We start from the raw sequence: 12857 nt of genomic DNA on the forward strand, positions 1-12857 counted from the left end.
CATTTTTTTGCCATGTCAAGAATGGAGATTTGACAGGTATCCTCAGTTGCCGTGCGTCGTTCAGCGGGCTGAATCAGCGTAAGAGATGGAAGGCCGCACGGAACATCGTGTTCGGAGAATATTTCTGATCCGCCCATTCCGGCACTCGCGCGACGTAATGCTGCGTGGGCACGCGCATGGTCATAAGCTCTTTCGCCGAGGATTGATTCACCGCGATGGTGACGTCGAAATCTGCCTTAGTCGTTTGCATCCTGATTACATCACCGACAATCTGGATAGTCTCGGCGGCGTCAGGTGATGTGGTGTGACCGATAAGCACGTGACTGGTCGAAACATCGACAATGAGCTTCATGAAAATGCGACTTGTGTTGCCTACATCGTCGCCATGATCGGCTTGAAATTGGTTTTGTAGATACCGGCGCGAATGAACTGCGCGCCGGCTTCCGCTTCGGTCAGCCCTACCGTGCAGACCTAAAGCTGGGAAATGCCACAGTCAACATATCGTTGTGGTCGATCCGTCGTGAGTGATAGCCGAATACGCGCTTGGCTCTCACGGATCGCAACGAGCGTAAGATTGATGCGATGGGTTACGTCAGCACGACATTGATATGTGACAAGTATATCTAGAACTAATTCCTGACTGATATCTCACCATTGAGGGAATGAGCGCGACGCCATGACCTGACGGATATTTTGGACCAGCGGGATAGAGACTTCTCTAATTGGCCAATCGAGGTCAAACACTTTCAAGCCTTTCCCACCAATCCGACGTAAAATGTAACTCGCAGGAGCCGCGCTTCTCTTCGGGATCGGCATTCTGAACCCCACGGAGGGAGGATGCCATGAAGCGGAAGCGGTTTTCGGAGGAGCAGATTGCCTTTGCGCTGAGGCAGGCTGACAGCGGCACGACGATCGAGGAGATCTGCCGCAAGATGGGGGTCTCAGAGCCGACGTTCTACCGGTGGAAGAAAGTTTACGCCGGCATGGGCGTCGCCGAGATCCGTCGGCTGAAACAGCTTGAAGACGAGAACGCGAAGCTGAAGCGGGTGGTGGCGGATCATCTTGCGATCGGCATCGACGACGTTGCAGGCCCGACGTTCTGAGAGGCCCAATGCGGCCTGCAGATGCGCGACACCTTCGCGCTTGGCGGCGAGGGCCCTACCATTTTTTACCAGAAGCTCGCGGAGTGCGGCTGCATCCAGCATCTGCTCCGCCAAAATTTTCTTCAGCTTGGCATTCTTGTCCTCGTGCCGCTTCAGTCGCTTGGCCTCGGTAACATCCATGCCACCATATTTGGCTTCCAATAATAGCGTCGCCTCCGAGACGCCGTGCTTGCGCGGCGAGATCCGCTGTCTTCGCGCGCGCCTCGTGTTCTCGCAAAACCTCGATAATCTGCTCTTCCGTAAACTTGGCTCGCTTTTGTCCACCCTTCACAAGGCCGGACTCTAACTCTCCGTGGAGGAAATCGACAGTGGCAGGTCAGTCTGAACAGAATCTCCGCATCGGTGGCCGAGCCTCGGAAGTTTCAGGAGCGCCTACCGTTTCTTGGGCAAATTTGGCTCGCCAAGCAAGCGCTGCCAATTCTCTATCGTTTGGGATAGATGGTCGCTCATCACTTGTTCGGCTTGACCGACGCGACGATTTTCGATCGCTTCAAGAATCTTGCAATGATCTTCATACGAGCGACGTCCTCGCCCTTGATCCGTAAAGTAGACGCGCCGCCGCTGTCGGGACCTTTCATAAAAGGATTTTACAACACGAAGCAGAATGTCGTTTTTGGTCGCAATAAAAATCCCAAGGTGAAAAGCCTCATCTTCGAACTCAATCGTCTGCTTTTTTGCGATGCGCTTCGCAGTGTTTGTTAGAATCGTATGCAGATCACGAATGTTATCAGCTGTTCTGCGGCTGCAAGCCAGCCTGACAGCTTGCACTTCAAGCATACGCCGCACCTCGAATACATCGGCGATCTCATCGGCTTGGAATGGAAGTCCGGATTCGGCGTGAAGGACGAGCGCTTCGATACTACTGTCGTCGGAATTTCGAAGATATATGCCGGAGTTGGGGCGCCTTTCAACAACGCGCATCGCTTCCAAAGTTGCCAATGCCTCACGAACAGCACCACGGCTGGTGTCAAATTTCTCAGCGAAATCGCGTTCAGACGGAAGGCGCTCCGAAGGTTGGTAGCGACGTTCGCGGATGAATGAGAGAATTTTTCCCACGGCATTTGAAGGTACCATAAATTGATCAGCTCGATCGCGCTCGGTCATTGTTTTGCACTCTTTGTTGTTTGGTCCTGCAAGACACGTGGTTGCGATTATAGGGATCGCGTTCCAAGCAACCGCGAGAATGCCCAAATCTGCAATGCGTCACTTTAATCGATAAGTAGGTGTATTTGAAAGGTTGTGTTCTCGGTTAGAGGAGGATCACACTGAATAAGCCAGCGTCTACAGACGGGTGCGAGGCATTATCGACAGCAGCGTGGCCATTGAATGGAAAGTGAAATTATTCGAATCTGACGCAGTTCTGCTCGATTTTGCCCACTTCACGGATATAGTTGCGGTGCACTAAATTGGTAGGCCCGATCTGGCCCTGAACGATATTCAAGTAACGCGGCCTTCGGCGTGGCGTACAAAGTCCGTTGCCGACCCTCTTGAGGGCATATCGCAGCTCGGACCGACATGGCTCGATCTTTGTCATCGGCGCAGAATTGGGCGCTTACGCGCGGTCCCCGAATGCAGACGCATTTTATGTACGATCACTACTCGTAGCAGAATTTGAGTGCTAACGGTCTAGAGATTTTACGATCTTCTCGCTCTTTTTTTGGATAAGCGACCCAGTGGCGCGTCACCGGCTTTCTTCATCAGTATGATCAGAAAGGACGCGGTAACAAGCATGATCATCAATGCTCGGCGACCAAACAATCCCCCTATCGGTTGACGTCGAGCCCACGGCGAGCTATTTTGGTCTACCAATATGGTAGACCCATCCAACAATTGAAGTCGAGCGACTAAGTTTTGGACGCCGAGCGGGATTGAAATAGTTACCGTGACGTTTGGCTGACACTCTCCCGCGAGTGCTCACTTTTTGCTCAAGAGGACCTGGAAATGAAATCCCTTGCATATGATTACGTCGTTGTTGGCGCAGGTTCGGCTGGATGCGTATTGGCTTCGCGGTTAAGCGAGGATCCTAAGATCAAAGTTTTGCTCATCGAAGCAGGATCGCCCGCATCCTCCGTATTCGTTCATATGCCGGCGGGCATTCGTGTTCTCTACACGAGCAAAAAGTACAACTGGCGCTTTTGGACTGAGCCTCAAACCCATCTGAACAATCGGAATATATACATACCTCGCGGTCGGGTCGTCGGAGGATCGTCCTCGATCAATTCCATGATCGCGATCCGTGGCAATCCGTGGGACTACGACTCGTGGGCCGCCCAAGGACTGCCGTCCTGGAGTCACGAGTCTATGCGACCATATTTTCGAAAAATTGAAGATGCTAGGTCGGTCGCAGACGATTGTGATCCTGACCGAGGGTACTCAGGACCTATTCAGCTCTCATATGGCACGCTACAGCATGCAATCTCTAAAGCATTCATTGAAAGCGCCGTATCCGCTGGCTTGCCAAGGAACGATGGCTTTAACGGCACCTCCCAGATTGGTGCAGGCTTCTATGAACTCACCATCGCGAATGGCAAGCGATCTGGGGCTTACAAATATCTTGACCTGGGGAAAGATCGAAGAAACCTCACGATCATGACCGATTGCGCGGTCCGGCAACTAGCGATCGAAGGGTCGCGCGCGCGAGGCGTGGTGATCGAAAGGGGCGGTCGGGAAATGACAATCACGGCAGAGCGCGAAGTGCTACTAGCCGCCGGAGCGCTCGGGTCGCCACAACTCCTCATGTTGTCGGGGATAGGTCCAGCTGATCATCTTAAATCAGTCGGCATAAAACCCACTCTAGATTCTGTCGGCGTGGGAGAAAATTTGCAAGATCATCTCGACTGCCCGCTTCGTTTCGAAGCGTCCCAACCAATTACACTTACTCCTTATCTTGGGCTGTTAAAAGGAGGTCTGGCGGGTGCACAATACATGCTTCGCGGAAACGGTCCCGCCGCATCTCAGGGGGTCGAGGCCGGCGCATTCTGGGGCCCTGACAGTAGTTCTTCCCTGCCCGAATGGCAGGCCCACCTTATCCTAGCGTTGCGAAGCCCCCCGTCCGGCGAGCAAATTGCTCATGGTTTCGCTGTCCGCGTCTGCCAGCTTCGTCCCAAGAGCCGAGGAACGCTCAAACTTCGAACAGCGGATCCGTCAGACGCTCCTGCAATTGATCCGCGATTCCTTTCTGAGGAATCAGACCTTGTTAGCATGCAGAGCGGGATCGAGAGTATGTGCGAAATCGCTGAGCAATCGGCGCTGAAGCAACATATCAAACGCAAGCTGGACTGCGACGCGTTTTCTGGTCAGGCATCCCTTAAGAAATGGATACGTGAGCGCGCAGAAACGATTTATCACCCAGTCGGTACTTGCCGCATGGGTAAAGACAATGAAGCTGTTGTTGATCCCCAGTTGAGAGTCCGAGGCATCGATAACCTTAGGGTTATCGACGCCTCCATACTGCCAACTGTGATCAGCGGGAACACAAACTTGCCAATTATGGCTATAGCGGAAAAGGCTGCAGATATCATTCTCAACGGCGACTCCGCGTGACGTGCCCCCGCCAAATTAGTCCAGTTTGAACTGGAATTTTCCACTTATTAGAGCTGCCCCGTTTTGTGGTCCAGGTTCTAGGCAATTTCTCGGGCTGTTTGAGTTTGTCGCGCGAACTCGTTCGGCGTCAAGTTGCCGAGCGAGGTATGTGGTCTGTCGTTGTTATAGTGGCGCCTCCATTCGTCGAGTCGATCGATGGCATCAGCCATCGACAGGAACCATGATGCGTTGAGACATTCTGCGCGTAGCCGCCCATTGAAGGCCTCGCAAAATGCGTTATCCGTTGGCTTTCCAGGTCTGGAGAAGTCGATCTCCACGCCGCTAAGATGTGCCCATTGATCCAGCATTCTGCCGGCAAACTCCGGGCCATTGTCGCAGCGGACAGTCTGGGGTTTGCCGCGCTCCTTCTCCAGTTGGTCGAGAACATCGACGACCTGGGGGGCTCTAAAATTCGTTCTCGGAACGATCGCAAGTGATTCTCGCGTGTGGCAATCGACAATGGTCAAAAGCCGGAACGGGCGGCCGTCGAACAGCGCATCCGACATGAAGTCCATCGCCCAGCATTGGTTCACGCTGGCGATCTCTGGCCGACCCGAGCGATAGCGCCAGGCTCGCTTCCGCTTCGGTATTTTCGACCTGATGGAGAGCCCTTCTTCGCGATACAGCCGGTAGGTTCGCTTGTGGTTCAAACGATAGCCTTCCCGCAGCAGAAGGATGTGGAGACGCCGATAGCCGTGGCGCACCCGACTGGCCGCCAGGCTGACGTGCCCCCGCCAAATTAGGCCAGTTTGAACTGGAATTTTCCACTTATGATCCCCGGACGGGGACAAGGAGAGTTCCATGAAGGCATCGAAGTTTTCAGAAGCGCAGATCGCATTTGTTTTGAAGCAGACAGAAGATGGCGCAGCCGTTGCCGAGGTCTGTCGCAAGGCGGGGATCAGCGAAGCAACCTTCTACAACTGGCGCAAGAAGTACGCCGGGCTCGTGCCCTCGGAGATGAAACCACATGGCGTCATCACGCCCGGCGCTAAGCTCGCGCAAGGTGTTGCGTTCACCGGTTGAATCCACCAAGGATTTTTTAGGATATCCCGCTCAGCCTTTAGCTTGTTAACTTCGAGCCGCAGTCGCTCAATCCCCTGCTGCTCCGGATTCATCTGTCCATGGCCCGGAAACGCCTGAACCGGATCGGAGTCGAACTTCCCTACCCATTTGCGCGGGACATTCTCATGAACGTCCAGGTCGCGGGCAGCTTGTGCTACCGATACCTCGCGCTCCCTGACTAGCCTGATCGGCTCAAGCTTGAACCCTCGGCGGAATCTTCGTCTCCGCATGACCCGTTTTCAGCTTCATGAAACACCAAAACCTGATGTCCATCAAACCGGCAGCAGCTCAGAGCGACTCTTCATCGCATGAAACTCATTTTGGCACGAGCAAATTTATGCGTAGGAACAAGTGCTGCATTGCTCAGGAGTAGAGGTGACAAGCAACGCTGCTGTTTCCTTCGCTGCGTAGCTCCGGCGCTATCTCGCTGCAGATCGGCATCACGTGGATGCATCGGGTGTGGAAACGACAACCGGTTGGTGGCCTCTGCGCACTAGGTATTTCGCCGTCGATCGTCTGGTGTACTCGGCTCGCTTCAAGAACAGGATTCGGCACTGGAATTGCCGCCATTAATGCCTTGGTATAAGGATGCTTCGGGCTTGCATACAGCTCATCCCTAGATGCGATCTCCACAATCATACCGAGATACATCACTGCGACCCTCTGACTAACATGGCGGACCACCGCGAGATCATGTGCTACAAAAATGGTAGAAAGACCTAGCTTTTCTTGCAACTCCTGGAACAGATTGACGACCTGCGCTTGGATCGACACATCTAAAGCGGAAACTGGCTCATCGCAGATCAAGAGTCGTGGTTCAACCGCCAGCGCGCGCGCAATGCTTACACGCTGGCGCTGACCGCCGGAAAGTTGATGTGGGTAGCGTTCGATCATGTCAAGCCGAATCCCAACCATCAGCAACAGCTCAAGGACGCGGTCGCGTCGATCGGCTTTGTTGTTATGCAGACGATGGATCTCAAGCGGCTCACTAACGATATCGCCGATCGACATTCGTGGATCAAGCGATCCGAAGGGGTCTTGATAAACCATCTGCATACGGCGCCGAATCGGCCGCATCTCATGCTGGTCGAAGTTCGTTATATCGATACCCTCGAAGGTGATCTTGCCGCTCATGACTGGCAACATCCGCAGTACCGCTAAACCCGTCGTGGATTTTCCGCAGCCGCTCTCCCCAACGAGCCCAAGCGTTTCGCCTTCTCGCACGAAAAACGAAACGCCATCTACTGCCCTCACCGGGTCGGCTTCACGCTGTAGAAATCCGCCACGGGCAGGGAAGTGGACCTTTAACGCCTCGACTTCAAGAATGTTGTCAACCATGGGGCACCATCCAGCACGCGTGTGAATGATCATCGCCGACCTTCATAAGATTTGGGATGTCGCGCCGGCAACGCTCAGCCGCCTCGCTGCAACGCGGATTGAATGCGCACCCCGACGGTAATTGTGCTAGATTGGGTGGCTGTCCGATTATCGGCACAAGCCGCATGCCGGCAGGCTGATCAAGCCGCGGGATCGAGGCCATTAGGCCACGTGTATAGGGATGCATCGGCTGTTCATAGAGATCGCCTGCATTGGCGGTTTCGACGATCTTGCCGCCGTACATTACACAGACACGGTCTGCATACCTCGCGACTACGCCGAGATCGTGCGTGATCAGGATTAATGCCGCCCCGGTTTCGTGTACGAGTTCCTTCAGAAGTCCAAGAATCTGTGCTTGCACCGTAACGTCCAGCGCAGTAGTCGGCTCGTCAGCGATGATCAACTTCGGCTGGCATGCCAACGCCATCGCAATCATGATCCGCTGGCGCATGCCGCCGCTAAACTGATGCGGATTGGTGTTAAGTCGGCCTTGCGCATCAGGCATTCGTACTCGTTCTAGCAACTCCTTTGCTTTCTTGTAGGCCATATTCCACGGCATTCTTTTGTGTAAATTGACGGGCTCCGCTATCTGCAGGCCAATGGTTAGAGATGGATTCAACGACGTCATGGGTTCCTGAAAAATCATGGCTATACGATTGCCGCGCACCGCTCGCATCTCCGCGTCGCTGAGCTTTAGAAGGTCAATGCCTTCAAACACAACCTCTCCAGCGACGATATGACCCGGGGGGTTAGGCACGAGGCGAAGAATTGACAGCGCAGTGATGCTTTTGCCAGATCCGCTCTCACCCACGATTGCGACCGTTTCGCCGGCGCTGACATCAAATGTGATATCGTTGACAGCGGTGAACGCCCCTGCACCACTTCCAAATTGAGTTGTGAGGTTGCGAACCTGAAGAAGAGGTGTACTCGCCAAATCTTTACTCCTAGATACGACAGCAGTGCCTCAAGCACTGCTGTCAATATTAGCCTCTGCCCACCTTCAACACGAACTGCATTTAGTGGCCCATCTTCTTCTTCAAATCCTGGTCAAGCCAGATGCGCGCATAGATTGGACCTGGACGCTCGGCGCCCGCACGTAGCTCGCCCTCATAGCCCTTTACCCACGGCCACCAGGCTGTGAACACGTAAGGCGTTGGCAGCCAGATGTATGGTGCCTTGTCGAGAATATCCGTCGTCATTTCGCGGACCATCACGATGCGCTTACTCTCGTCCCTCTCACGGTAAACCTCATCCATCTTAACGTTGAAGGCGGGATCGTTCCATTGTGAGGGGTTCCAGACCTGACCGGCGACGAAGCTCCTGTGCAACGTTCGCGTAGGATTGGACCGACCGTTGCTCATAAAGTACCCGGCTGCATTAGTCCGCGACGTCATTGCCGATAGGAACGCCGCGTATTCCATCGGTTGGATTTCCATCTTCACACCGATCTGTTCCAGATAGCCCGCGATCAGCGGCAACAGCTCCATGTGACTGGAAGTGCAGGAGCACACCTGCGTTTTGAACGTGAAGCCATTCGGATACCCCGCTTCAGCCAACAGCTTTTTGGCCTTCGCGGGATTAAACTTGAATAGCTCCTGCACACTCACCGGCTGCTTATCGAGACCTTCGTAGTATTCACCAAACTCCTTATATTGCGGGAAACCCAGCATCTCGGCATTGCCTTGGTAGTAAGCCTTGATAATCTCTTCCTTGTTGATCGCCATGTTCATCGCTCGGCGAACACGGACATCGTCGAACGGCTTGGTATCAACACGCATTGCCAAGAATGTTCCGCTGGTAGCTAGCCATCGATTCCATTTGAGACTCGGGGTGCTCTTCTTCAAACTTTCGGCGTCCTCCCAACCAATAGCCTCAAGTATGTCGAGTTTACCGGTCCGCAGTGCTGTTGTTTGAGTCACCGTATCCTTGATGGATCGCAATACGAGTTTGTCAACGTAAGGGAGTTTGAACTGCTTTCCGTTTATCGTCTCGGCATCCCAATAGATCGGGTTCTTCGCGTAAGTAGTGGAGCTTCCGGACAGATAATCTGTCAGCGTAAATGGGCCACTACCATTAACGTTTTTCCAGTTAGCGGCACCTGCATCAACCACCTCCTTAGGGATGATAGCTGAATAGTATCCGTACCCGAACCGGTAAGCCCACTCAGCGTTGTATTCTTTCAAATTGAAAATGACAGTGTACTTGTCCGTCGCTTTCACGCTCGTCACATAGTCATAAATTCCGTCCATCTTCTTCGGACTCGAATTTTGCCGATTGAAGGTGTATTGGATGTCATCAGCGGTGAGTTCGCGCGAGGCCATAACACCAGGCTTATCCGGGAACATCACTCCCTTACGCAAGGTGATTTTGAGCGTAAGAGGATTCTCCCACTCCCATTTCTCCGCAAGCTCTCCACGCATGCTTTTATTTGAAATGAAGGCATCAAGGACCAATGAGTCCTTTCCACCGCGACTCCTCGCCTGAGATATATCAGCCGCAAAGAGCTGCTCGTAGATCTGGCCGGTGTCGTGATTATGTTTCCATTGCCAGTCGTAATTGTCCCAGGAAAGAGCCGGAAGCGCAGTCCAGACGCTTGCGACTTCCAGGGTACCGCCGTATTTCGGAGTTTCCATCGTTTGAGCGATAGCTGTGTTTGCAAAGAGAAGTAAGCCAGTTAGCCCTGCGCCAACCTGCTTACGCCACACTTGGTTTCGCATTTTTTCCTCCTTAAGTTTCTAATATCGTTAACGAGTTCCACTCATCCGCGGGTCCAGCAGATCGCGTAGTGCGTCACCAAACATATTGACGCTAAAGACCACAATCGTCAGGCATATGCCCGGCGCTATCGCCATCCATGGCGCAAGATGCATGTAGTTGCGAGCACTTCCCGTGAGCATACCGCCCCACGTCGGCGTAGGAGGCGGAACGCCCAGCCCTAAAAAAGACAATGCGGACTCTACGAGTATCACCGCGCCAACACGCATCGTGAACAACACAATAATCGGAGGCATGACGTTCGGCAGAATATGACGCCAAATCACACGTGTATTCGATCCACCGATTGACTGAGCGGCATGAATAAAGCTCTGCTCGCGGACTGATAAAACCGCGCTGCGAATGATGCGTGAGCCTGCCACCCCATACAGACAACCAAGTACAAGGATGATTTGGAGCATGCCGGGGCCGACGACCGCCACTACGACGATCAGAATGACGATGTCGGGAAAGCTCATCCATGCATCGACGAAGCGCTGAGCAATCATATCGATCTTGCCACCAAGGTAGCCGGTTATGATGCCAATGACGACAGAGATGATGGTCGCAAGCATTGATGCGGATAGCCCAACAATGATCGACAGCCTCGCGCCATAAAGAACGCGAGAAAATACGTCGCGGCCGAGATGGTCGGTACCGAACCAGAACTGCCAGCTGGGCGGCTTCATCCGATTGCTCGGCATAATCTGGTTGAAGCCATATGGCGCTAACAGGTCAGCGAAGATAGCAGCGAACAGGAAAATTAGGCAGACAACGGCGCCGATCGCACCCAACGGGTTTTCACGGAATAAGCGAACCACAAAAGATCGAAACGTGCTGAGCTTGCGCATAAACTGTGTACCGGAGGAGTTCGAACGATAAGTGATTTCGGTCATCAGCGTGTCCGCACCTTCGGATCAAACCATCCGTAGCTCAAATCGACCAACAAATTGATGATTATGACAGCAACGCCGGTTATCAGAAAAACACCGGTAATCATTGGATAATCCCTGTTGCCAACAGCCTCCAGCAAAAGGAGTCCCATGCCGGGAATTGCGAAAATCTGCTCCATAATGATTGTGCCACCAAACAGTAAGGGAGCCAAAAGACCGATGAGAGTTATGACCGGAATCAATGCATTGCGCAGTGCATGGCGCACCATGATCGTCCTAACCGGCAAACCTTTGGCGTAAGCAGTACGGATATAGTCCTGCCGCAATACCTCCAGCATCATTGTTCGGGTCAGCCGCATGATGAGCGCGGATGACGCCATTGCTAGAATCAGAGCCGGGACCAACAACTGCACCAAGTGTGCAACGGGATCTTGTAATAGTGAGACATAGCTGATTGCTGGCGACCAACCCCACCACAAAGCAGGGAGTACCGCCACCAGCGTACCAATCCAAAAGCCCGGAATAGCGAGTGCCAAGATTGAAACGCTACGGAAAATGTAATCGCCGATCGTGTTCTGACGCAACGCCGCGTAAACCCCAATCGGGACGCCAATTGACAACGAAATGATGAGCGCCATGGCGCCTAATTCAAACGTAACCGGAAGGCGATGGACGACTTCGTCCATAACGGGCGCACCGGTCCAGAGCGAGTTTCCCAAGTTCCCGTGCAACAGAAGCGAGCCGAGCCAGCGAAAGTATTGAATGTATATTGGCTGATCGAGACCAAGCGCCGCTTCCAATTGAGCGCGTGGTAATCCGGACGCACTCCCGTCATTTTGCGACAACATCAGATCAATGACGCTTCCAGGTATGAGCCTAATAGTGAAGAAGACAATCAGGCTGGCAAAGAAGAGCGTGGGAATAAGAGCGAGAATGCGACGCGCGACATATCCCCCTATCACAACTGCACCTCTGCAAGTTTGGAAAGCAAGAAACTTGAGTGACAAATGGCCGCGCACGCTCCAGTAAGCCTCCAGACTGCAAAATCAGCAACCAATGGAACGCTTCGATAGCCTGAAACAGTTTTTCGGGCCCGCATGTCGTATCTCCCATAGCCAACGGGCAGCTGTCGCATCTAAACTCCACCCTCTTATGCGCATGCTGGTGCATGCGCATCCAAAACCATCACACCTGTTGGTGGGCACTCGATAGCCAGTCATGAATAGCATGCGCCATGCAAATTTGGCTCACTCCGATTGGTATCTCCACTTTGGAACGACCAATAATGTGCACGATTGATTGCTATGTCAACTGCGTTGCTTGCAGCTAACCCGGCAGGCGGAAGTTTTAAAGATGAGCCGTAGTAACGTTTATTATCTGCCAGCCCCGCGTCTTGGACCAACTTCGCGACCATGCGGCGCCTTGCCCAATTGCATTAGAAATTTCCAACCGCGGGCTCGCGGATGTTTCAAGGCCTGCCAGTCGCCAAGGGCGGGGGGCAAGATCGCCCGCCGGCACGTCAAAATGCTGATTTAGACAATGGGGACAGAAGCGCTCTACCACCGTCCGTCCCCCACGAAGCCTGAGCCCCGCCACAAGATCTATCCATATTTGCTACGCAGCATGGTGATCACGCGTCCAAACCAAGTTTGGGCGATGGACGTCACCTATATCCGATGGCGCGTGGCTTCATGTATCTCGCTGTCGTTGCTTGACTGGGCAACCCGTCGGGTTCTTGCGCGGCGGCTATCGATCACGATGGAATCGGCATTCTACGTCGAGATTCTAGAGAATGCTTTGGAGCGTCATGGCAGGCCGGAAATATTCAAACATCGACCAGGGTTCGCAGGTGCGACCTTCACCGGTGTGCTGGCCAGCAACGGCGTTGGCACCAGCATGGACGGTAAGAGGGCTTAGCCGGATAATGTGTTTGTCGAACGGCTGTGGTGCGGCCTCGAGTACGAGGGGCATATTGTGAGCCTACGCAGCGTCAGCGAGACGCTTAACTCGATCGGCCACTATCTCG

At 53.5% G+C, this 12857-nt stretch carries 9 protein-coding genes and 5 pseudogenes; 4 read left to right on the top strand and 10 right to left on the bottom strand.

Annotated features, from left to right (window positions below):
- Nucleotides 1-73: 73 nt before the first annotated feature.
- Entirely contained in the window at nucleotides 74-493 is a 420-nt protein-coding gene (locus tag HNQ36_RS13990) for a hypothetical protein (protein WP_184087053.1), read from the bottom strand.
- Nucleotides 494-842: 349 nt separating this feature from the next.
- Between HNQ36_RS13990 and HNQ36_RS13995 the strand changes: the two are divergent.
- Nucleotides 843-1058 (top strand): annotated as a pseudogene (locus HNQ36_RS13995) (transposase); the annotation flags it as partial.
- On the opposite strand, the pseudogene HNQ36_RS26675 reads toward HNQ36_RS13995, so the two are convergent.
- Both HNQ36_RS26675 and HNQ36_RS14005 read right to left on the bottom strand, forming a co-directional pair.
- A pseudogene (locus HNQ36_RS26675) lies at nucleotides 1050-1434 on the bottom strand (transposase); the annotation flags it as partial. The pseudogenes HNQ36_RS13995 and HNQ36_RS26675 overlap by 9 nt on opposite strands.
- 101 nt (nucleotides 1435-1535) lie before the next feature.
- Entirely contained in the window at nucleotides 1536-2267 is a 732-nt protein-coding gene (locus tag HNQ36_RS14005; RefSeq protein ID WP_184086076.1) for a FadR/GntR family transcriptional regulator, read from the bottom strand.
- An 837-nt stretch (nucleotides 2268-3104) separates the two neighbouring features.
- On the opposite strand from HNQ36_RS14005, the gene HNQ36_RS14010 reads away from it, so the two are divergent.
- Nucleotides 3105-4706, top strand: a complete 1602-nt coding sequence (locus HNQ36_RS14010) for a GMC family oxidoreductase (protein WP_184086077.1) — start codon at nucleotides 3105-3107, stop codon at nucleotides 4704-4706.
- Nucleotides 4707-4783: 77 nt separating this feature from the next.
- On the opposite strand, the pseudogene HNQ36_RS14015 reads toward HNQ36_RS14010, so the two are convergent.
- A pseudogene (locus HNQ36_RS14015) lies at nucleotides 4784-5464 on the bottom strand (IS3 family transposase); the annotation flags it as partial.
- A gap of 82 nt (nucleotides 5465-5546) precedes the next feature.
- On the opposite strand from HNQ36_RS14015, the pseudogene HNQ36_RS14020 reads away from it, so the two are divergent.
- Nucleotides 5547-5708 (top strand): annotated as a pseudogene (locus HNQ36_RS14020) (transposase); the annotation flags it as partial.
- Nucleotides 5709-5782: 74 nt separating this feature from the next.
- On the opposite strand, the pseudogene HNQ36_RS14025 reads toward HNQ36_RS14020, so the two are convergent.
- From HNQ36_RS14025 to HNQ36_RS14050, 6 genes and pseudogenes are all read right to left on the bottom strand, one after another.
- Nucleotides 5783-6037 (bottom strand): annotated as a pseudogene (locus HNQ36_RS14025) (transposase); the annotation flags it as partial.
- A 133-nt stretch (nucleotides 6038-6170) separates the two neighbouring features.
- Entirely contained in the window at nucleotides 6171-7145 is a 975-nt protein-coding gene (locus HNQ36_RS14030) for an ABC transporter ATP-binding protein (RefSeq protein WP_184086078.1), read from the bottom strand.
- Nucleotides 7138-8118: an ABC transporter ATP-binding protein gene (locus HNQ36_RS14035; protein ID WP_184086079.1), complete on the bottom strand. Its 981-nt coding sequence runs from the start codon at nucleotides 8116-8118 to the stop codon at nucleotides 7138-7140. Before HNQ36_RS14035 ends, HNQ36_RS14030 begins: the two co-directional genes overlap by 8 nt.
- A gap of 82 nt (nucleotides 8119-8200) precedes the next feature.
- A complete protein-coding gene (locus HNQ36_RS14040; RefSeq protein ID WP_184086080.1) occupies nucleotides 8201-9901 on the bottom strand; it encodes an ABC transporter substrate-binding protein in 1701 nt (566 codons plus the stop codon).
- Between the two features lie 27 nt (nucleotides 9902-9928).
- Nucleotides 9929-10834, bottom strand: a complete 906-nt coding sequence (locus tag HNQ36_RS14045) for an ABC transporter permease (protein ID WP_210312041.1) — start codon at nucleotides 10832-10834, stop codon at nucleotides 9929-9931.
- Entirely contained in the window at nucleotides 10834-11850 is a 1017-nt protein-coding gene (locus HNQ36_RS14050; protein ID WP_235098530.1) for an ABC transporter permease subunit, read from the bottom strand. Before HNQ36_RS14050 ends, HNQ36_RS14045 begins: the two co-directional genes overlap by 1 nt.
- Before the next feature lie 604 nt (nucleotides 11851-12454).
- Between HNQ36_RS14050 and HNQ36_RS26575 the strand changes: the two genes are divergently transcribed.
- Nucleotides 12455-12748 (top strand): DDE-type integrase/transposase/recombinase, encoded by a 294-nt coding sequence (locus tag HNQ36_RS26575; RefSeq protein WP_184086081.1) that lies wholly within the window; start codon nucleotides 12455-12457, stop codon nucleotides 12746-12748.
- Nucleotides 12749-12857: the final 109 nt, after the last annotated feature.

This window comes from Afipia massiliensis, assembly GCF_014203115.1.
Taxonomy (GTDB): domain Bacteria; phylum Pseudomonadota; class Alphaproteobacteria; order Rhizobiales; family Xanthobacteraceae; genus Afipia; species Afipia massiliensis.